This is a genomic window from Burkholderia sp. PvR073 (genome assembly GCF_054055695.1).
Window position 1 is genome coordinate 1 of sequence record NZ_JBSRXO010000022.1, and the last position, 20424, is coordinate 20424.

17 protein-coding genes are annotated in these 20424 nt (G+C 65.6%); 1 reads left to right on the forward strand and 16 read right to left on the reverse strand.

Going from position 1 to position 20424, the window contains the following annotated elements:
• The 16 genes from ACVK00_RS33450 to ACVK00_RS33525 form a co-directional block, all read right to left on the reverse strand.
• Positions 1-182 (reverse strand): biotin carboxylase N-terminal domain-containing protein (locus ACVK00_RS33450; protein ID WP_456826987.1); only part of this gene is annotated, 182 nt, incomplete at its 3' end.
• A gap of 267 nt (positions 183-449) precedes the next feature.
• Complete coding sequence (locus ACVK00_RS33455; protein WP_228910548.1) at positions 450-1451, reverse strand: LysR substrate-binding domain-containing protein; 1002 nt, start codon at positions 1449-1451, stop codon at positions 450-452.
• A gap of 431 nt (positions 1452-1882) precedes the next feature.
• Entirely contained in the window at positions 1883-3376 is a 1494-nt protein-coding gene (locus ACVK00_RS33460; protein WP_284901246.1) for an aldehyde dehydrogenase, read from the reverse strand.
• A gap of 16 nt (positions 3377-3392) precedes the next feature.
• Positions 3393-4724 carry an NAD(P)/FAD-dependent oxidoreductase gene (locus ACVK00_RS33465; protein ID WP_284901248.1) on the reverse strand — a complete coding sequence of 444 codons (1332 nt, stop codon included), beginning with the start codon at positions 4722-4724 and terminating at the stop codon, positions 3393-3395.
• A gap of 6 nt (positions 4725-4730) precedes the next feature.
• Positions 4731-5618 carry a dihydrodipicolinate synthase family protein gene (locus tag ACVK00_RS33470; RefSeq protein ID WP_284901250.1) on the reverse strand — a complete coding sequence of 296 codons (888 nt, stop codon included), beginning with the start codon at positions 5616-5618 and terminating at the stop codon, positions 4731-4733.
• Between the two features lie 160 nt (positions 5619-5778).
• Positions 5779-7074, reverse strand: a complete 1296-nt coding sequence (gene glyA, locus ACVK00_RS33475; protein WP_354123391.1) for a serine hydroxymethyltransferase — start codon at positions 7072-7074, stop codon at positions 5779-5781.
• Positions 7075-7211: 137 nt separating this feature from the next.
• On the reverse strand, positions 7212-8090 hold the full coding sequence (locus ACVK00_RS33480; RefSeq protein ID WP_354123390.1) for a glycine betaine ABC transporter substrate-binding protein: 879 nt from the start codon (positions 8088-8090) through the stop codon (positions 7212-7214).
• Positions 8091-8242: 152 nt separating this feature from the next.
• The gene (locus tag ACVK00_RS33485) at positions 8243-9130 is read right to left on the reverse strand and encodes an ABC transporter permease (protein ID WP_228910543.1); all 888 of its coding nucleotides are present in this window, start codon (positions 9128-9130) and stop codon (positions 8243-8245) included.
• Complete coding sequence (locus ACVK00_RS33490) at positions 9127-10416, reverse strand: quaternary amine ABC transporter ATP-binding protein (RefSeq protein ID WP_228910542.1); 1290 nt, start codon at positions 10414-10416, stop codon at positions 9127-9129. Before ACVK00_RS33490 ends, ACVK00_RS33485 begins: the two co-directional genes overlap by 4 nt.
• 361 nt (positions 10417-10777) lie before the next feature.
• Positions 10778-11119 (reverse strand): hypothetical protein, encoded by a 342-nt coding sequence (locus tag ACVK00_RS33495; protein WP_435521300.1) that lies wholly within the window; start codon positions 11117-11119, stop codon positions 10778-10780.
• A gap of 47 nt (positions 11120-11166) precedes the next feature.
• Positions 11167-12018 carry a hypothetical protein gene (locus tag ACVK00_RS33500; RefSeq protein WP_284901257.1) on the reverse strand — a complete coding sequence of 284 codons (852 nt, stop codon included), beginning with the start codon at positions 12016-12018 and terminating at the stop codon, positions 11167-11169.
• Positions 12019-12492: 474 nt separating this feature from the next.
• Complete coding sequence (locus tag ACVK00_RS33505; RefSeq protein ID WP_228910540.1) at positions 12493-13344, reverse strand: 3-hydroxybutyryl-CoA dehydrogenase; 852 nt, start codon at positions 13342-13344, stop codon at positions 12493-12495.
• A gap of 38 nt (positions 13345-13382) precedes the next feature.
• A complete protein-coding gene (bktB, locus tag ACVK00_RS33510) occupies positions 13383-14576 on the reverse strand; it encodes a beta-ketothiolase BktB (RefSeq protein ID WP_006754548.1) in 1194 nt (397 codons plus the stop codon).
• A 48-nt stretch (positions 14577-14624) separates the two neighbouring features.
• Positions 14625-16253 carry a 4Fe-4S dicluster domain-containing protein gene (locus ACVK00_RS33515; protein WP_435521306.1) on the reverse strand — a complete coding sequence of 543 codons (1629 nt, stop codon included), beginning with the start codon at positions 16251-16253 and terminating at the stop codon, positions 14625-14627.
• Positions 16254-16332: 79 nt separating this feature from the next.
• Positions 16333-18123: an acyl-CoA dehydrogenase gene (locus ACVK00_RS33520; protein WP_228910537.1), complete on the reverse strand. Its 1791-nt coding sequence runs from the start codon at positions 18121-18123 to the stop codon at positions 16333-16335.
• 476 nt (positions 18124-18599) lie between these two features.
• Complete coding sequence (locus ACVK00_RS33525) at positions 18600-19517, reverse strand: LysR family transcriptional regulator (RefSeq protein WP_284901262.1); 918 nt, start codon at positions 19515-19517, stop codon at positions 18600-18602.
• A gap of 139 nt (positions 19518-19656) precedes the next feature.
• On the opposite strand from ACVK00_RS33525, the gene ACVK00_RS33530 reads away from it, so the two are divergent.
• Positions 19657-20421 carry an SDR family NAD(P)-dependent oxidoreductase gene (locus ACVK00_RS33530; RefSeq protein WP_284901264.1) on the forward strand — a complete coding sequence of 255 codons (765 nt, stop codon included), beginning with the start codon at positions 19657-19659 and terminating at the stop codon, positions 20419-20421.
• Positions 20422-20424 lie beyond the last annotated feature (3 nt).

Consider the following 20424-nt stretch of genomic DNA (forward strand, 5'->3'; position numbering starts at 1 on the left):
ATCGCGACCGTGCGGATGTTCAGCTCGGCGGCGGCACGCATCACGCGGATCGAGATTTCCGAACGGTTCGCGATCAGGATGGACTGGATGGGGGTAAGCATCACGGCAGCCATGGATAGTGAATGGTTGAATTGAACTCGCCGATGTGCCGTCCGCCATGCGCTCGCCTCACTGGGCGGCATGCAGATCCTCGCATCGGTCATTCGCGGTGGCATCGTCCCGGCTCTCGCCAGCCAACATGTTCGCCATATCGCGCGACAGCCGCTATCGACATCGCGACGGCGAATAGCATCCAGCCGACCAGCAGGAAATAAGGGACCGGCTCGCGGGCCGGTCGTCCAGCCGGTTCATTTCACTCGGAACGGCCGGTCAACTCATCGACATCGATCGAGAACGTCGCTCGTTGATGCAAAAAGCACGCCACATCGAATACCCGACGGGCCAGCCGGTTATTGCTCGATCTCGACGCCGGCATCGAGCCAGCCGCGCATCATCACGCCGACCTCGTCGTTCAGCCACTGCCGGAACTGCTGATATTCGGGGCGCGGCTGCGCATTCCGGTGCGTGATCAGATAGTGATGGCGATCGCGAAACACCAGCACGTCCTGTACCGGCCGCATCAGGATGCCCTGGTCGATCTGCCGGTGCACGAGGTGATGCCAGCCCAGCAGCGTGCCCTCGCCGGCCTCGGCCTGCGCGACGAGCAGCCGGTAGTCGTTGCTTTCCAGATACTTGTTCTCGATCAGCGTGTCGGTGCCGTCGCTCTGCTGGAACCAGTTGCGCCACACGCGCCAGTCGACGTGCTCGCACACCTGCGCGCGGCCGAGCATCGACAGGTTCAGGGTCGGACGCGACAGCAGGTCCAGCGGCTTCAGCGACCGGCCATGAAAGTGACGTTCGTGAAAGGCGGGGCTGCACACCGGATACACGATGTCGTGAAACAGCGGCTCGACTTCGAACTCGGGCTCGCGCGGCGGGTTCTTCGTGATGATCACGTCGGGCTCGATGAGCCCGTCGAGTTCCATGAAGTGCTCGGTGACGATCAGGTGCAGCCGGATATCCGGAAACTGCTCGCGAAATGCCGGCAACCGCGACGACAGCCAGAGCGCCGAGAACGTGTGCGACACGCAGATCATCAGCGCGTGCTTGTCGGTGCGGCGCACCGCCTCCGCCGCCTCGGCGATGTTCATGATCGACAGGTACGACGCGTTGTAGAGAATCCGCCCGGCATCCGTCAGCGCGATATGCCGGCCGGTCCGCTCGAACAGCGCGACGTCGAGCGAATCCTCGAGTTCCTTGATCTGCCGGCTGACCGCGGCCTGCGTCACGCACAGCACCTCGGCCGCCTGCGTGAAGCTCTCGTAGCGCGCCGCCGTCACGAAACACCGCAGCGCCCGAAGCGACGGCATCTGCGCGAGGAGTCGGTCTGCAAACAATTGCTTCTTCAACATGGCTTTCACTCTCAAAACGGAGGTCGGACGCGGCGCCGACGAACCCGTCGTCCGCAGCCCGCGTTGCCTGCGGGCCGTGTCATCGCAAACCTTTCAATTATCAGAATAGTGCAGCTTGCGAGTCAGCCGGGCGGCTGGCAACGATAACACCGCCGAAGCGGCGTCACGATGACGCTATTGTCGATCGATTGTGCACCGCATCGCCATTATCGGAAGCGATGAGGGGCAGTGCAAGGCGAACGGCGGACCGGCATACCCCGTCGGCCGCGCCGCCCCCCCGCACCGCGCATTTGCGCGGCGCACCACATGCCAGGCCGGCCCGTCATGGCAGGCGCCGGACGCACCGCCGTTGGTTGGCGCACGCAGTTGGCGCGCGTTGCGCCGGCCGGGCCGCGCGGGTCCGGCGTGCCACGCTGGCGCGGCGCGCGCGCTCAGTCGAGCTTCAGCCAGGTGGTCTTCAGCTCGCAATATTGATCGTGCGCGTAGACGGACTTGTCGCGCCCGCCGAACCCCGACTGCTTGAAGCCGCCGAACGGCGTCGACAGGTCGCCCTCGCCGAAGCAGTTCACCGTGACCGTGCCCGCGCGAATCCGCGCGGCGACCTTGTGCGCGCTGTTCACGTTGTCGGTCCACAGCGACGCGGCCAGCCCGTAGCACGTATCGTTCGCAGTCCGCACCGCATCGTCGACGTCGTCGTATTCGATGAAGCAGACGACCGGCCCGAACACCTCGTCGCGCGCGATGCTCATCTCCGGCGTCACCTGATCGAAGATCGTCGGTTCGACGAACCAGCCGCCCGTCTCGGCGAGGATCGCGCGTCCGCCGCATACCACGCGTGCGCCTTCCGCCTTCGCCTTCTCGATATGGCCGAGCACCTTCTCGTAGTGCTTCTGCTCGATCAGCGCGCCGAGCTTCACATCCGGATCGAGCGGATCGCCGGTCTTCCACCCGGCGAGCACGGCCTGGACCTTCTCCAGCAGTTCCGCCTTTCGGCTCGACGCAACGAGGATCCGCGAGCCGGCGCTGCAGTTCTCGCCCATGTTCCAGAACGCGGCCGCGACGGCCTGTTCCGCCACCGCATCGAGGTTCGCGACGTCCGGCAGGATGACCTGCGGATTCTTGCCGCCGCACTCGAGCACGACGCGCTTGAGGTTGGTGTCGGCCGAGTAGTGCAGGAACCGCTTGCCGGTCGCGGTCGAGCCGGTGAACGCGACGAGATCGACGTCCGGATGGCGGCCGATCGCCTCGCCGGCTTCGCTGCCGAACCCGGTGACGACGCTGAACACGCCCGGCGGCACGCCGGCCTCCAGCGCGAGATCGGCGATCCGCAGCGTCGACAGCGACGTCTGTTCGGCCGGCTTCACGACCACGCTGTTGCCGACCGACAGCGCGGGGCCAATTTTCCATGCGAGCATCAGCGCCGGAAAATTCCACGGCAGCACGGCGCCGACGACGCCGATCGGCTCGCGCGTGATCATGCTCACGACGCCCGCGCCGGACGGCGACAACGCGTCGTAGCGCTTGTCGGTCACTTCCGCGTGCCAGCGAATGCACGCGGCCGACTCGGGAATATCGAGCCCCAGGCATTCGCCGATCGGCTTGCCGGCTTCCAGCGCCTCCAGCAGCGCGAGTTCCTCCGCATGCTCGTCGATCAGTTGCGCGACGCGCAGCAGTACCGCCTTGCGGTGCGCGGGCGCGGCCTTCGACCAGACACCCGATTCGAACGCGTCGCGCGCGGCCGCGACCGCCCGGTCGACATCCCGCTCGTTGCATCGCGCCACCTCGGCGAGCACCTTGCCCGATGCGGGATTGAGCGTGGCAAACGTCTCGCCCGACGCCGCCGCGCTGCGTTGCCCCGCGATGAACGCGCGACCGTCGAGCGACAACGCGCTCGCCTTCTGTTTCCAGCCCTGATGGTTCGTCATGTCGTTTCCTCAATAATCAAAGCTCGGCACCGGCCGAGAACTCCTTGGCCCAGATCGTCGCCGACACGGCCAGGTCGACGATCGGTCGAACCGGCAGCGGACGCGGATGCGGCTGCTTCAGCAACTGCTGCACGAGACTGTTCGATTCGCCGAGCGCGTACTCGGCGATCAGCTTGCCGGAGGACGACCCGCGGCTCAGGCCGAGGCCGTTGCAGCCGATCGCCTCGTAGAGGCCGTCGTCGCGCTTGCCGAACAGCGCGCCGTTGTTGGCGGACAGGCACAGCGGCCCGCCCCACGTATATTCCAGCTCGACGCCGCCGAGCATCGGAAAGCGGCGCTCGAACGAGCGCTGATGCAGATGCCGCGACTTCGCGAGATCGGCCTGCGACACCTTCACGTCCGGCCGGAACGCGAAATGGTTGCGCACGCAAATGCGATCGGTGCCCAGGCGCCGCACCGTCGTGCCCATCGGGTCGGCCGGAATCAGCGACCACGAACGCGTGCCGCCGAGTTTCGCCACTTCGTCCGGGGTCATCGCGCGCGTGAGCGATGCGAACGTATAGACCGGCAGCAAGCCGTTCGAATGCATGCCGAAGGTCGCCGCGTACGCGTTCGTGCACAGAATCACCTGCTTCGCGACGATCTTGCCGCCGGCGAAATGCAGCACGCGCGTGTCGCCGCGATGCTCGATGCGCGTCACCGCGCTGAGCTCGAACACCGTCACGTTGTCCGGTTGCGTCGCCGCCAGGCCGCGCATCAGCGCGGCCGGCTGCGCCGTGCTGCAACCCGGCGTGAACAGCGCGCCCGTGTAGAAGTTCGTGCCGGTCACGGCCCGGATCCCGGCCTGGTCGAGCCATTCGAACGCTTCGCCGATGCGCGACAGCCCATCGGCGAAATGCGCGAGCGCGGCCGCGCCCTTCGGGTTGACCGACGCATGGAATTTACCGTCGTCGCGCCAGTCGCAATCGATGCCGAAGCGCCGCACGATCTCGCGCACATAGTCGATCCCGTGCCGCTGAAACCGCACATCGGCGCGATCCTCCTCGATGCTGCGCGAGTAGCTTTCGCTGCTGATGTCGTGCGGCAGGTCGACGAAGAATCCGGAATTGCGCCCGGCCGTCGTGCGGCCGATCCGATCGGCCTCCACGAGCGCGACGGACGCACCGGGCGCCAGCTCCGCGAGCCGGCGCGCCGCGCAAAGCCCGGTGATGCCCCCGCCGACCACCACCCAGTCGAACCGGCAGTCGGACGTGACGGTGCGGGCGTCCTGCGCGGGCGGCAGGCTCTCCCACCATCCGTTCACCCCGTCGGGCGCCGGAAACCGCGCGAATTCCAGATTCGAGCCCATGATGGATTACCGGCCGTCGCGCAGCAGCGGCTTCACGAGCTTCGCGAACGCGTCACGCTCATCGCCCGACAGCGCGCCGAGCGGTGCGCGGGCCACACCGACCGGCAGGCCGGCCAGCTCGCAACCGTAACGCACGTACTGAATGAACTTGCCGCTGCGTTCGAGCAGTTCGAGCACCGGCAGCAGTTGCGCCATCAGCTTGCGGCCGGTCGCGAAATCGCCGCGCTTCACGCAGGCGTCGAACAGGTCGGTGTGCGCTTCCGGCAGGAAGTTCGACGCGCCGCCGACCCAGCTGCGCGCGCCCCATGCGAAGAACTCGAGCGCCTGATCGTCCATCCCGCAGCTCAGCACGAGCCGGTCGCTGAAATGCGTCGACAGATGATGCAGATGCGCGATATCGCCGGTGCTTTCCTTCATCGCGACGAAGTTCTTGCGCTCGAGCAGCGTCGCGAGAATGTCGTCGCCGATTTCGGTGCCGGTGCGTGCCGGGAAGTTGTACAGCATGATCGGCATGTCGAGCGCGTCGTCGACCGCGAGCAGGTGCGCGAGCAATTCCTGCTGGGTCGGCTGCGCGTAGTACGGCGCGGCCACCAGCAACGCGTTCAGTCCCGCGCGTTTCGCCTCGCGCCCAAGCCGCAGCACTTCCTTCGTCGTCGTCGCGTTGATGCCCGCGGTCAGGAACGTCTTGCCGCCGGCCGCGGCGGCGACCGTGTCGAACGTGCGCACACGCTCGTCGAAGCTCAATGCGTAGTATTCGCCGGTCGTCCCGCCGATACCGAGGCCCGACACCCGGCCCGCGAGATCGGCCGCATGACGGCCCAGCAATTGATGATCGATTTCGCCGTCCGCGTCGAACGGGGTGACCAGCGGTGTGTGTACGCCCTCAAAGCTCATTTCGATTCCTCACTCAGGTGGATGCGCCAGGTTCCCGCCGTCGAGCGGGAAACCGGCAATTCGACAAAAACGTCGTCGGCGCGTCGCGGCATTCGTGCAGCCACGCCGACCGATTCGCTACGTGATCCGAACGATGTTGCGCGGCCGGACCGATGCGGTGTCAGGCGAACGCCTCCGCTTGCGCGTAAATGGGGAACTGGCTGCACAGATCGCGCACGCGGGTCCGCACCGACCGCTCGACCGCCTGGTCGCCGCTCGGATCGCGCTTGAGCGCCGCCAGCACTTCGACGATCATTTCGCCGATCTGCTCGAACTGCGCGGAACCGAAGCCGCGCGTGGTGCCGGCCGGCGTGCCGAGCCGGATGCCGGACGTGACCATCGGGTTTTGCGTATCGAACGGAATCCCGTTCTTGTTGCAGGTGATACCGGCGCGCTCCAGCGCCTTCTCGGCTTGCGCGCCGGTCATGCGCTGCGAACGCAGGTCGACCAGCAGCAGGTGGTTGTCGGTGCCGCCCGTGACGAGCGAGAGGCCACCGGCCGTCAGCACGCTGGCGAGCGTCTGCGCGTTGCGCAGCACCCAGTCGATATGGCGGGCGAACTCCGGGCGCAGCGCCTCGGCGAACGCCACGGCCTTGCCGGCGACGACATGCATCAGTGGGCCGCCCTGCAGCCCCGGAAATACTGCCGAATCGATCTGCTTCGCGACCTCGGCATGGTTCGTCAGGATGAAGCCGCCGCGCGGGCCGCGCAGCGTCTTGTGCGTGGTGGACGTCACGACGTCGGCGAACGGCACCGGGTTCTGATGCCGGCCGGCCGCGACGATGCCGGCGAAATGCGCGATGTCGACCATCAGCTTCGCATCGACGCTGTCCGCGATCGCGCGGAACGCGGCGAAGTCGAGCGCGCGCGGATACGCGGAGTAACCGGCGATGATCAGCTTCGGGCGATGCCGCTCGGCGAGCCGGCGCACGTCGTCGTAATCGATGCGCAGCGTGTCCGGGCTCACGCCGTATTGCACCGCGTTGAACCACTTCCCCGACAGCGCGGGTCGCGCGCCGTGCGTGAGATGGCCGCCCGCGTCGAGCGACATGCCCATCACCGTGTCGCCGGGTTTGACGAGCGCGAGCATCACCGCGCCGTTGGCCTGCGCGCCCGAGTGCGGCTGGACGTTCGCGTGCGCGGCGTCGAACAGTGCGCACGCGCGGTCGATCGCGAGCGACTCGATCCGGTCGACATGGTCGCAGCCGCCGTAGTACCGTCGGGACGGATAGCCTTCCGCATACGTGTTCGTCAGCACGGTGCCCTGGGCTTCCAGCACCGCCGCCGACGCGATGTTTTCGGACGCGATCAGTTCGATCTGGCTCTGCTGGCGACGCAGCTCCAGTGCGATCTCCGATGCGATCACCGGATCCCGGCTCTGGAGCGTTTCGGAAAAAAAGCGGGCGTTCTCGTTCACTTGGTGACTCCGCGGCGCGATTCGTGATGTGCTGCATGGACTGCATGAACTGCGTGTACCGCACACCGCAAGGCCGGTGCCCGCGTTGCGGCCCCGGCCGTCGGCATCGGTCGATGTGCGTCGCCGGTGGCGCGGCTTTACTGTTGCAGCCAGGCCTTCAGCTTCTCCGGATGGGCCTCGACGAACTTCTTCGCGGCCGTCGCGTAGTCATTCGTGCTGTTCCCTTCGAACTCGATCGCCTCGACGTCGGCCAGCGTCAGCTTCAGGTGCTTGAAGAACACGTCGGCGCGCGGGAACTTGCCTGCGAACTTCTTCGATGCGAACGCGTGGATCTGCTCTTCGCCGCCCAGCGTGCCCTTCGGATCCTTCAGGTAACGCATCTGCCACTTCTGGAACAGCCAGTGCGGGCTCCAGACCGTCGCGACGATCCACTGCTTCGACTGGTACGCCCGCGACACGCTCGCCAGCATGCCGGCCTCGCTCGACGCCTGCAGGTTGTAGCCGTCCAGGTTGTAGGCCTTGATGGTTTTCTCGGACGCCTGCATCAGCCCGCCGCCCGGCTCGATGCCCTGGATCGTGCCGTTCAGCTTGCTCTTGACATCGGGCTTGCTCAGGTCGGCGATCGACGACAGCTGCGATTCCGGAATGTAGGTCGGTACCGCCCAGCCGTTCCTGCCGCCGGTGTAGATGATGCCGACGTCATCCAGGTCGTTCTTGTACTTCGCGTAGTACGTCGCGTGCGTGACCGGCAGCCAGCCGCCAACCATGATGTCGAGATCGCCGCGGGCGACGCCCTGGTACTGGATGCCGATGTCGGCCTGGACGAACTGCACCGGCTGCTTGAGGTTCGTCTCCAGCACGTACTTCGCGACGTTGGCCACCGCGAGCACGTCGGCCCAGTTGGTCACGGCGATCTTGACCGGCTCGGCCGCCGCCACGCCCACACCGGCGCTGCAGGCCACCACCGTCGACACCGCAAGTTTCGCCAGAAGCGATTTGAACGTATGGGTATTCATCTAGTACTCCTTGTTAATCACGCGAGTCTTTCAAGGATGAGGAACGCCTCGATCGGCGTTTCTGGTCTCCACGCACTGCTACACCGGTTCTGCCGCGGCACCGTGGCCGCGGCGCTTCATCGTCCGTCAACTGCCTTCGACTGCTGTTTCGCTCAGGTGCGAGCCGCGCCCTGCGGGCCGGTCTTGCCTGCACGCGCGGCCGGTCGCGCCTTCTTTTTCTTCGCCTTCACGCCGAAGCTCTCCGTCAGCCGGTCCAGCACGATCGCGAGCAGCACGACGCCCAGCCCGCCTTCGAAGCCGATCCCGATGTCGAGGCGCTGGATCCCGCTCAGCACATACTCGCCGAGGCCGCCCGCGCCGATCATCGACGCGACCACCACCATCGACAGCGCCATCATGATCGTCTGGTTCACGCCGGCCATGATCGACGGCAGCGCGTTCGGCAGCTGGATCTTCCACAGCAGCTGCCAGTCGGTGCTGCCGAACGAGCGGCCGGCTTCGATCAGTTCCTCGCGGACCTGCCGGATGCCGAGTGTCGTCAGCCGCACGACGGGCGGCATCGCGAATACGATCGTCGCGATCACCGCCGGCACGCGTCCGAGCCCGAACAGGATCACGGCCGGGATCAGGTACACGAATGCGGGCATCGTCTGCATGAAGTCGAGCAGCGAGCGCAGGATCATGCCGATCCGGTTGTTGCGCGCCCCCCAGATCCCGAGCGGCACGCCGATCACCAGGCTGAAGAACGTCGCCGCGGTCACGAGCGCGAGGGTCGAGACCGTCTGCGCCCACAGGCCCATGTAGTGAATGACGAGCAGCGCGAGGCCGACGAAAATCGAGAACGCGATGCCGCGACGCCAGAGCGCGAGTCCGACCAGGATCACGACCATCGCGATGAACGGCACCGCGGCCAGGCCGTCTTCGAGCAGCTTCACGACCGCGCCGAGCCCCGCCGAGAACGTGTCGAAGCCAACGCGGAAATGCAGAAACAGAAAGTTGACGACATTTTCCGCAAACTTCCCGATCACCGACGAATTCATGCTGCCCTCCGTTGCATCATCTGCTTGAGTATCGTCCGGCAGGACACGACGCCCGCCAGTTGTCCCGCCGCGTCCGTCACCGGCACGTCGTGTTCCTGGGTCAGCGCGATCGACGCGAGCCGGTGAAGATCCGTATCGATCGAAACCGCGTTGAAGTCGTGCAGGAAGGCTTCGCGGATCGGTCGCGCACCGGAGCGGTGCAGCGTGGCGGGCGTGACGCAGCCCAGGTAATGGCCGGCCTCGTCGCACACGTAGCCGCATTCCGCGCCGCTGTCGATCAACTGGTTCAGGTAGCGCTCGGACGGCGTCCCCGCATCGCACCGGAGCAGCCCGCGCTCGATCGTCGTCATCAGGCTGGATGCCTTCAGGAAGCGCGACACGTCGACATTGCGGAAGAAGTCCTGCACGTACGCATCCGCCGGCGTCTGGATCAGTTCGGCCGGCGTGCCGACCTGGATCAGGCAGCCGTCCTTCATGATGCCGATGCGCCCGCCGATCTTCACCGCCTCCTCGATATCGTGGGAGATGAACACGATCGTGCGCTGCTCTTCCTTCTGCAGGCGCAACAGCTCGTTCTGCATTTCGAAGCGGATCAGCGGATCGAGCGCCGAGAACGCCTCGTCCATCAGCAGGACCGACGGATTCACCGCCAGCGCGCGAGCCAGCCCCACGCGCTGCTGCATGCCGCCGGACAACTCGCTCGGCAGCAGCTTCTCGTACGACCCGAGGCCGACGCGCTCCAGCGCGGCACGCGCCACCTCGTAGCGCTGCGCCTTCTTGATCCCCGCGACCTCGAGCCCGTATGCGATGTTGTCGATCACGGTCCGGTTCGGCAGCAGTGCGAACGACTGGAACACCATCGCCATCTTCTGGCGCCGCACGTCGCGCAGTTCCGGCGTCGACATCGGTGCGATGTCGCGGCCTTCGAGCACGACCTGCCCGGACGTCGGCTCGATCAGCCGGTTGAGCAGTCGAACCAGCGTCGATTTACCCGAGCCCGACAGCCCCATGATCACGAAGATCTCGCCGGCCCTGACGCTCAGGCTCACGTCGTTGACCGCCACCATGTTGCCGGTTTCCGCGAAGATCTCGTTGCGTCCGACACCGCGCTCGAGCAGCTCGATCGCCCGCTCGGGCTTCGGACCGAAGATCTTCGACAGGTGCTTGACGGTCAGGATGTCGGTTCCGGTCGCGATGCTCGACCGGGCGATCGACGGCGCACCGTCGGTATGGATTGCTCCGGGGGGAAGTACGTCGCCCGGCGCAAACGTCAGATTTGGGGCCATTCTGTCATCCCGACTAGCTGGTAATGGAAACCGCGAACTTCAGGCGAGTCGCCTTCGATTGCCCGCTTGCCGCGTGGGCTCGATGCGCTCCTGCGTTGGTTGACGGCGCTGATTCAGTGAATGCAGCGTATCAATCCAATTAGATCGGTCCCGATACATTTTCTGTGCGCTTTTCCATACCTTTGGTAATGCATCGAAAACGTGCGGAAAAGCGGGAATGGAGCGGAATGGTGCGAACGACACGGGCGAGCAATGCCGGCGCGGCTGCGCGGGGTTTCGCGGTGACTGCGGCACGGTGATGTACGCGGTGCGCGGGAGGGTGCGCTAGGGGAAAATCCCGACGGGGGGTGCGTAGGGGAAACTACCGATAAAAGCGGCGCGCGACGCAGGCTGATTGCGCGCGGCAGGCGCCCGACCGGGCGGACGGGGCGTTCCTGGCCGGCCTGCCCGCGGATGCGTCGGGAGAATTGGCGCCCGACACGACGCGTGCGCAGCGCAGTGCATTCGCGGCGCTGATGATGATCCGGATCGCCGCGGCCTCGCCGCATGTGATCACGTTACCGCCAAAGGCGGCGCGGCAGATTCTTGCGATGTTCAAGCGAACGCTGACGATATTGCCCCGGATCAGCGACGGCTTCGTTTTGCTCGTGAACCGGTTGACGATCGTGCGCGCTTCATTGGCAGCATTGAAAGAAGCGCGCATGACCCGCTCGATTTCATCGGCTTTGCACGAGCCACTCCGGCGTTTTCTTACTTCTGGCCGGCACTCGCCGATTGAGATACACCCCGACCGGTCAGCAACGCGTTGCGGAACTGGGGCACGAAGCTCATGAGCGCCTCGTCGATGCCCTTGATCGCGTTGGGCAAATCCTTTACCAGATCGGTATAGAACGGATAGACATAAGGGCCATCCGCCTTTGCGTCGTGAGCGGAGCTGATGCCTGCATTTTTGTTCACGCCGCCACCACCCGAAGTCGGGCTGAGATGAGTGGGGATCGGATAGAAGATATTTTGTGAAAAAACAGGTTCAAGCGTCTTCGCCGAAAAAATCCGGATCTGGGTATTGACCGATCGAACGTACGGCCAACCCAGTCCGTTGGCGCCATAACCCGTATTGGCCGGCGCAATGAGAATGGCATCGGCTCCCGTATAGGCGTCGCCCTTCAGTGTCGGATGCAGCCAGTCCCCTGCAAGCTTGGGCATGCCGGGCTGGGTGAGATCGATTTCCGTCACCTGGTAGCCTTGCGCCCGGAGTTCGCCTTCCAGCGCGTCGATGTACTTGCGGTTCAGCCCGGTATCGCCAAGCTCGCTCTTGACGAGACTATTGAAATCCTTGTTGGTACGAGCCGACATCGCCGTCGCCCCGCTGATCGCGCCGCCGATGGCGGCCGCCAACAGACCTACCCCAGGAAGCGGAACGATCACCGGCCCCCCGGCCGACACAGCAAAATACGTGGTTGGCCTCGACACATCGACCGCAATGGTCTTGATCGACGACATTTGTTGCGTGTCGAGTTCGAAAGGTTTCGATGCACATGCACCGAGCATCAAGCTCGACACAATGATCGCAACTGAACAGCGCCCCTGAATTTTCTTTTTCATTTGAATACTCACCGGTTCTTCATTCGATGTTGAAGCCCACAACGCTCTGCCGCCGCGTGATCGCCGATGGCATCGCGGCGCAACGCAGAGACCGCCGTCAGAAGCACGGCCGGACTGAAATCTCTATCGGGTATTTGCAGCAGATCATTGCACGGACGAAACCGTGAGACGGTCAAGAATTGTCACGGCATGCAATTGGCCTCCGCGGGCGAAAAAATAGCAGAGAGGGCATGCCCGGCAAACCACGATAAGGCGTCAATCGTCCCGCTTCATCGATCATTCAAATCGACGTGAACGGGAGACGAACGGGATAACTCACACGAGTCGCCGCGTCCGCGCGTGCCTTTCCTTCAACATCGCGCATACGCGTTCCCCGCGCTCCAAATAGAAAACGCGGATAACCAGCCGACACCGGACACGATCTCCGGCGCGGCTCGTCATCCGCGTTGATGCCCTGACCTGCGTTGCAGTACGTCAGCTGTAGTCGTACACCCCACGCCCCGTCTTGCGCCCCAGCCGCCCGGCCGACACCATCTCGCGCAGCAGCGGGCACGCACGATACTTCGTGTCGCCGAAGTCCTTCAGGAACACGTCCATCACCGCGAGGCACACGTCGAGCCCGACGAGATCGGCCAGCGCGAGCGGCCCGATCGGATGGTTCGCACCGAGCTTCATCCCCGCGTCGATCTCCTCGGCCGACGCGATGCCTTCGGCCAGCACGAAGAACGCTTCGTTGATCATCGGCACGAGGATCCGGTTCACGACGAAGCCCGGCGCGTTGCGCACGCCGATCGGCGACTTGTCGAAACGCTCGGTGAGCGCGCGCACCGCCGACGCGGTCGCGTCGCTCGTCTGCAGCCCGCGGATGATCTCGACGAGCGGCATCAGCGGCACCGGATTGAAGAAGTGCATGCCGACGAAGCGCGACGGCTCGGCAAGCAGCGCCGCGAGCGCGGTGATCGAGATCGACGACGTGTTGGTCGCGATGATCGCATCGGGCCGCGCGACCGACTCGATCTGCTTCAGGATGCGGCTCTTCAGCTCGACGTTTTCGGTCGCGGCTTCGATCACGATGTCGACCGCGGCGAGCTTCGCGTAATCGGTCGACGTCGTGATGCGCGCGAGCGCCGCGTCGCGTGCGCCGGCGGTGAGCTTCTCCTTCGACACGAGCCGCTCGAGGCTGCCCTTCAGCGCGGCGACGCCCTTGTCGAGCGCCGCATCGCTGACGTCGATCATCACGACGTTGAGTCCTGCAACGGCGGCGGTTTGCGCAATGCCGTTGCCCATGGTTCCGGCGCCCACGACGCCGACGGTTTCGATGGCCATGACGATTCCTGTATGTTCGGGTGCTGAGCGTTCGATTATCAGATGTTCTCGAAGATCGCCGCAATGCCCTGGCCGCCGCCGATACACATCGTCACGAGCGCATAACGCCCGCCGATGCGCTTCAGCTCGTACAGCGCCTTGACCGTGATCAATGCGCCCGTCGCGCCGATCGGGTGACCGAGCGAAATGCCCGAACCGTTCGGGTTGACCTTGGCCGGATCGAGACCGAGCTCCTGCGTGACCGCGCACGCCTGGGCCGCGAACGCCTCGTTCGCCTCGATCACGTCGAGATCGCTGATCTTCAGGCCCGCGCGCTCGAGCGCCTTCTGCGTGGCCGGCACGGGGCCGATGCCCATGTACGCCGGATCGACGCCCGCATGCGCATACGCGACCAGACGCGCGAGCGGCTTCACGCCCTGCGCACGCGCGGCATCCGCGCTCATCATCAGCACCGCGGCGGCCGCATCGTTGATCCCCGACGCGTTGCCGGCCGTCACCGTGCCGTCCTCCTTCACGAACACCGGCTTCAGCTTCGAGAAATCGTCCGGGCCCGCATCGTGACGCACGTGCTCGTCGGTGTCGAACGCGACCTCACCCTTCTTCGTGCGGATCGAGATCGGCAGGATCTGATCCTTGAAGCGGCCTTCGGCGATCGCGCGCGCCGCGCGACGATGCGATTCGAGCGCGAGCGCATCCTGCGCATCACGCGAAATGCCGTACTTGCGTGCGACGTTCTCGGCCGTCACGCCCATGTGGATCGTCTGGAACGGGTCGTGCAGCGCGCCGAGCATCATGTCGACGAGCTTGGCGTCGCCCATGCGCTGGCCGAAGCGCGCAGCCGGCACGGTGTACGGTGCGCGGCTCATGTTCTCCGAGCCGCCGCCGATCGCGACGTCGGCATCGCCGAGCATGATCGTCTGCGCGGCCGACACGATCGCCTGCAGGCCCGAGCCGCACAGACGGTTCACGGTCAGCGCCGGCGTGTGCTGCGCGACGCCGCCGTTGATCGCCGCGACACGCGCGAGATACATGTCCTTCGGCTCGGTGTTCACGACGTGGCCGAACACGACATGCCCGACCGCGTCGCCCGGCACGTTCGCGCGCGACAGCACTTCGCTCACGACCTTGGCACCGAGATCGGTCGGCGAGAAATCCTTCAGGCTTCCGCCGAAATCGCCGATCGCGGTACGGACACCGCTCACCACCACGACTTCCTTCGCTGCATTGCTCATCGTCTCACTCCGGTTCGTTCGCGCCCGCGGGCGCGGGGATGCGTTGCGTTACATGTTCGGGTAATTCGGCCCGCCACCGCCTTCCGGCGTGACCCACACGATGTTCTGCGTCGGGTCCTTGATGTCGCAGGTCTTGCAGTGCACGCAGTTCTGCGCGTTGATCACGAGCCGATCGCTGCCGTCGTCGTTCTTCACGAACTCATACACCGCCGCCGGGCAGAAGCGGGCCTCCGGCCCCGCGTACGTGCGCAGGTTCACGTTCACCGGCACGCTCGCATCCTTCAGCGTCAGATGCGCCGGCTGGTTCTCCTCGTGGTTCGTGTTCGAGATGAACACCGACGACAGCCGGTCGAACGTCAGCTTGCCGTCCGGCTTCGGATACTCGATCGGCGTGCATTGCGACGCGGGCTTCAGCATCTCGTGGTCCGCATGCTTGTGGTGCAGCGTCCACGGTACGTTGCCGCCCATCACCTTCTGCTCGAGCCCGACCATCAGCGTGCCCAGGTACAGCCCCTTGGCCATCCATTGCTTGAAGTTGCGCGCGCGGTACAGCTCCGTGTACAGCCACGATTGCTTGAACGCATCCGGGTACGCGTTGAGCTCGTCCGACTGACGGCCAGCCTGCACCGCGTCGAACGCGGCGTCCGCCGCCAGCATGCCGGTCTTGATCGCCGCGTGGCTGCCCTTGATCCGCGACGCGTTCAGGAAGCCCGCGTCGTCGCCGATCAGCGCACCGCCCGGGAACACCGTCTTCGGCAGCGACAGCAGGCCGCCCGCGGTGATCGCGCGCGCGCCGTACGACACGCGCTTGCCGCCCTCCAGGAATGCGCGGATCGACGGATGCGTCTTGTAGCGCTGGAATTCCTCGAACGGCGACAGGTACGGGTTCGTATAGCCGAGGCCCACCACGAAGCCGACCACCACCTGGTTGTTGTCCATGTGATACAGGAACGAGCCGCCGTAGGTATCCGACTTCAGCGGCCAGCCGGCCGTGTGGATCACGAGGCCCGGCTTGTGCTTCGCGGGATCGATTTCCCACAGCTCCTTGATGCCGATCCCGTAGGCCTGCGGATCGGCGTTCGCGTCGAGCTTGAACTTCGAGATCAGCTGGCGGCCGAGGTGGCCGCGGCAGCCTTCGGCGAACAGCGTGTACTTCGCGTGCAGCTCCATGCCGAGCTGGAAGTTCTCGGTCGGCTCGCCGTCCTTGCCCACGCCCATGTTGCCGGTGGCGACGCCCTTCACCGAGCCGTCGTCGTTGTACAGAATCTCGGCAGCCGGGAAGCCCGGGAAGATCTCGACGCCCAGGGCTTCCGCCTGTGCCCCAAGCCAGCGCGTGACGTTGCCCAGCGAGATCACGTAGTTGCCGTGGTTCTGGAAGTTGGCGGGCAGCGCCCAGTTGGGCGTCGTGACCGCGCTGTTCTCGGACAGGAACAGGAAGCGGTCTTCCGTCACCTCGACGTCGAGCGGTGCGCCGCGTTCCTTCCAGTCGGGGAACAGTTCGTTGATCGCGCGCGGATCCATCACCGCGCCCGACAGGATGTGCGCGCCGATCTCGGAACCCTTCTCGAGCACGCACACGCCGATCTCGGTGCCTTTCTCGGCGGCCAGCTGCTTGAGCCGGATCGCCGCCGACAGCCCGGCGGGGCCGCCGCCGACGATCACGACGTCGTATTCCATCGATTCGCGCGGGCCGTACTGCGCGAGCAAGTCCTGTGTGGTCAAAATCCTGTCTCCTCCTGCGCCCCGACCGTTACGGTCAGAACTGGTCTTCCGTCAACGCGAGCACGCTCTCGTTGCCCTTCGCGCCGACGATCGACGCTTCGAGCGCGCCGGCCTGCACGAGGACGTGTTCCGCATAGCATTGTGCGATCGCGATCTTCGCATCGTAGAACGCCGTGTCATGCGCGCGGTTCGCGTGCGCCGCCAGCAGCGCGCGCGCCATCTGCCATCCGCACAGCACCACGCCCGCCAGCTTCAGGTACGGCACGCTGCCGGCGAACACCGCGTTCGGGTCCTGCTTCGCGTTCGCGACCACGTAGTCCACCACCGACGACAGCGCGCGCGCGCCCTTCTCCAGCTGCGCCTTCATCGACGCGGCCGCCGCGCCGTCGAGCTTGCCGAGCGCCGCGACAGTGTCGCCGATCTCCGCGATCAGCGCCTTCGCGACCGCGCCGCCGTCGCGCAGCGTCTTGCGGCCGACGAGGTCGTTCGCCTGGATCGCGGTCGTGCCTTCGTAGATCGCCAGGATCCGCGCATCGCGGTAGTACTGCGCCGCGCCGGTTTCCTCGATGAAGCCCATCCCGCCGTGCACCTGCACGCCCAGGCTCGCCACGTCGTTCACCATCTCGGTGCTCCAGCCCTTCACGACCGGCACCAGATATTCGTAGATTGCCTGATGACGCGCCCGCGTCGCCTCGTCCGAATGGCGGTGGGCAATGTCGCTGTGCGCGGCAGCCACATACGCGAGCGCGCGAGCGCCTTCGGTCAGCGCGCGCATCGTGCCGAGCATCCGGCGCACGTCCGGATGATGGATGATCGTCACCGACTGCTTCGCCGAGCCGTCGACCGGGCGGCTCTGCACGCGCTCCTTCGCGAATTCCGCGGCCTTCTGGTATGCGCGGTCGGCCACGCCGATCCCCTGCATCCCGACGCCGAAGCGCGCGGCGTTCATCATGATGAACATGTATTCGAGGCCGCGGTTCTCCTCGCCGACCAGGTAGCCGATCGCGCCGCCGTGGTCGCCGTATTGCAGCACCGCCGTCGGGCTCGCCTTGATCCCGAGCTTGTGCTCGATCGACACGCAGTGCACGTCGTTGCGTGCGCCCAGCGAACCGTCGTCGTTGACCATGAACTTCGGCACGATGAACAGCGAGATGCCCTTCACGCCTTCCGGCGCGTTCGGCGTGCGCGCGAGCACCAGGTGGACGATGTTGTCCGCCATGTCGTGCTCGCCCCACGTGATGAAGATCTTCGTGCCGAACACCTTGTACGTGCCGTCGCCCTGCGGCTCCGCGCGCGAGCGTACCAGCGCCAGGTCCGAACCGGCCTGCGGTTCGGTCAGGTTCATCGTGCCCGTCCATTCGCCCGAGATCAGCTTCGGCACGTAGCGCTGCTTCTGTTCGTCGGTGCCGGCCGTCAGCAGCGCCTCGATCGCGCCGTCGGTGAGCAGCGGACACAGCGCGAACGACAGGTTCGATGCGTTCAGCATCTCGATGCACGGCGTCGCGATCAGCTTCGGCAGCCCCTGGCCGTCGTATTCGGTCGGATGCTGCAGGCCCTGCCAGCCGCCTTCGACGAACTGGCGGAACGCCGCGCCGAAGCCGGGCGTCGCCGTCACGACGCCGTCCTTCCAGCTGCTCGGGTTGCGGTCGCCCTCGACGTTCAACGGCGCCAGCACCTCGCCGCAGAATTTCGCGGATTCTTCGAGCACGGCCTGCGCCGTGTCGTAGCCGGCTTCCTCGAAGCCCGGCAACTGCGCAACGGTGTCGATGCCCGCGAGTTCCTTCAGCACGAACAGCATGTCCTTGACAGGGGCGTTATAGCTCATGGTCGATGTTCCAATCAGGCGTTGAATGAGGCGCGCGGCCCGGGCGGCTGCGGCAAAACCGGCCAGCGCCAGGCGACGTCGTGACCCATCGTACTGCCGCATCGGCGGTTTCCCATTGTCATATCCGGCCCACATGGTGACAAAACCGGCCACGGGATGCGCGGGGCGATGCCGGAAGCGGCCGGCCCGGAGCGGCTTGGCGGGTGTCGGTTTTCGGAGAAATAGCGGCCAATTGGCGTGCCGCCGCGGCGCGCGCTAGCGGGGTCGGAGTGCTCGAACCGGCCGATTCCGGCTCCGTTCGGTACCGACCGTCCGGAGAAACACGAACTCGCGCGGACGGGCAGCCACCTCCCTGGTCGACCTGATCGGCGAACCGGAAGTCGGCTGTTGACTGTCGGCCGCGCGATCGATTGTGTCCGCTTCGTTATCGTTGCATGAACGCAATGAAGCCCTTGACCAGACCACCTGCCACAAGGTCACTTCGGCCATCGCCAGACTGGATCGCTCAGATGTTCGGCGAAGTAGTCGGACAGCGCCGTCACCTTCGCGGCGCGCGCCCGCGCCGATGGCGTAACGAAATAAAGACCGCCCTTCGTCAGCGACCAGTCGGTGAGGATCGCCTCCAGACGGCCGTCGGCCAGATATTCGCCCGCGATGAACTCGGGCAGCTCGGCGATCGCAAGGCCATCGAGCAGCGTGGGCAACAGCGCATCGGCGTTCGTTACCCGCAGCGGGCCCGTCGGCATGACCGGCTCCTCGTCGCCCACGTCGTTCGTGAAGCGCCATACGGCGCTGCGCGCGCGATATGCGTACGAAAGGCAAGGACGATCCGCCAGCTCGCGCGGATGCGTGGGTCGCCCTTCGCGCCGCAAATATTCCGGCGACGCCACCACGAATTGCGTGACGGCGCACAGCCGCCGCGCAACCAGCGACGAATCCGGCAGCGCGGCGATACGCAACGCGGCGTCAAATCCATCGGCGATCAGATCGACCGACGCATCCGATAAATGCAGGTCGATCGACACCTCCGGATAGGCGCGAAAGAAGCCCGGCAGCAACGGCGCGACCCAGCGCAGCCCGAACGACATCGGCACAGCCAGACGCACCAGCCCACGGGGCTGCACCGACATCTCGCGCGCCGAGCTTTCCGCCTCCTCGGCTTGGCGATAGATCTCGCCGGCTTGCTCGCTGATCGTCCGACCGAACTCGGTGAGAGAGAGCTGGCGCGACGTGCGATTGAAAAGTCGCGCGCCTAGCCGGTCCTCCAGACGGGCCACACCGCGCGAGACGGTGGCGACGGACACCCCGGTCGCGCGCGCGGCAGCCGCAAACGACCCGTGCTCGGCCACCTTCGCGAACATCGCGAGCCCCTCGAAATCAGGCAGTTGCGCCATTTCTCCTCATCTTTGCATATCTGCAACGTTTGATTGCGATTAATTCTATTTCGAAATGATCGAGCCGTCGATATTCTCCTCACATCGCAGCACGCAACAGCGTCGCGAACACCCCTGACCTAACGAAAGGAGCAATACCATGGCACGCAAACTCGACAACAAGATCGCACTCGTCACCGGCGCAACCAGCGGCATCGGTCTTGCCACCGCCCAACGTTTCGCGGCCGAAGGTGCGCACGTTTATCTCACGGGCCGGCGCCAGGTCGAACTCGATGCCGCCGTGACGGGCATTGTCGAAGCCGGCGGAAAGGCGACCGGCGTCCGTTCGGATTCCACCCGGCTCGATGAGCTTGACGCGCTGTATGAGCAAATCAAGAAAGAGCACGGGCGCCTGGACGTGCTGTTCGTGAACGCCGGCGGCGGTTCGATGCTGCCGCTTGGCAGCATTACCGAGGCGCACTACGACGAAACCTTCGACCGCAACGTGAAGGGCGTGCTGTTCACGGTGCAGAAGGCACTGCCGCTGCTCGCCGATGGCGCCTCGGTGATTTTGACCGGCTCGACCGCGGGCAGCTCGGGTACCGCTGCGTTCAGCGTGTATTCGGCTTCGAAGGCGGCAGTGCGTGCCTTTGCACGCAGCTGGATTCTCGACCTCAAGGAGCGCCATGTCCGCGTGAACACGATCAGCCCGGGCGCGACTCGCACGCCCGGCCTGCTCGATCTCGCCGGTGACGATGCGACTCAGCGCCAGGGGCTTGCCGATTACCTGGCTGCCCAGATCCCGATGGGGCGCCTTGGCGAGCCGGGCGAGATCGCGAGCGCGGCACTGTTCCTGGCCTCGGACGACGCGAGCTTCGTGAACGGCATCGAATTGTTTGTCGATGGCGGCCAGCAACAGATCTGAGCG

Excerpts from the sequence above, each read along its gene's own strand:
- ACVK00_RS33460 (WP_284901246.1), bottom strand. The coding sequence starts at position 3,376 with ATGACGAACCATCAGGGCTGGAAACAGAAGGCGAGCGCGTTGTCGCTC.
- ACVK00_RS33480 (WP_354123390.1), bottom strand. The coding sequence starts at position 8,090 with ATGAATACCCATACGTTCAAATCGCTTCTGGCGAAACTTGCGGTGTCG.
- ACVK00_RS33515 (WP_435521306.1), bottom strand. The coding sequence starts at position 16,253 with ATGGAATACGACGTCGTGATCGTCGGCGGCGGCCCCGCCGGGCTGTCG.
- ACVK00_RS33500 (WP_284901257.1), bottom strand. The coding sequence starts at position 12,018 with ATGAAAAAGAAAATTCAGGGGCGCTGTTCAGTTGCGATCATTGTGTCG.
- bktB (WP_006754548.1), bottom strand. The coding sequence starts at position 14,576 with ATGAGCAATGCAGCGAAGGAAGTCGTGGTGGTGAGCGGTGTCCGTACC.
- ACVK00_RS33455 (WP_228910548.1), bottom strand. The coding sequence starts at position 1,451 with ATGTTGAAGAAGCAATTGTTTGCAGACCGACTCCTCGCGCAGATGCCG.
- ACVK00_RS33470 (WP_284901250.1), bottom strand. The coding sequence starts at position 5,618 with ATGAGCTTTGAGGGCGTACACACACCGCTGGTCACCCCGTTCGACGCG.
- ACVK00_RS33505 (WP_228910540.1), bottom strand. The coding sequence starts at position 13,344 with ATGGCCATCGAAACCGTCGGCGTCGTGGGCGCCGGAACCATGGGCAAC.
- ACVK00_RS33490 (WP_228910542.1), bottom strand. The coding sequence starts at position 10,416 with ATGGCCCCAAATCTGACGTTTGCGCCGGGCGACGTACTTCCCCCCGGA.
- ACVK00_RS33495 (WP_435521300.1), bottom strand. The coding sequence starts at position 11,119 with ATGCGCGCTTCTTTCAATGCTGCCAATGAAGCGCGCACGATCGTCAAC.
- ACVK00_RS33525 (WP_284901262.1), bottom strand. The coding sequence starts at position 19,517 with ATGGCGCAACTGCCTGATTTCGAGGGGCTCGCGATGTTCGCGAAGGTG.
- ACVK00_RS33485 (WP_228910543.1), bottom strand. The coding sequence starts at position 9,130 with ATGAATTCGTCGGTGATCGGGAAGTTTGCGGAAAATGTCGTCAACTTT.
- ACVK00_RS33530 (WP_284901264.1), top strand. The coding sequence starts at position 19,657 with ATGGCACGCAAACTCGACAACAAGATCGCACTCGTCACCGGCGCAACC.
- ACVK00_RS33465 (WP_284901248.1), bottom strand. The coding sequence starts at position 4,724 with ATGGGCTCGAATCTGGAATTCGCGCGGTTTCCGGCGCCCGACGGGGTG.
- ACVK00_RS33520 (WP_228910537.1), bottom strand. The coding sequence starts at position 18,123 with ATGAGCTATAACGCCCCTGTCAAGGACATGCTGTTCGTGCTGAAGGAA.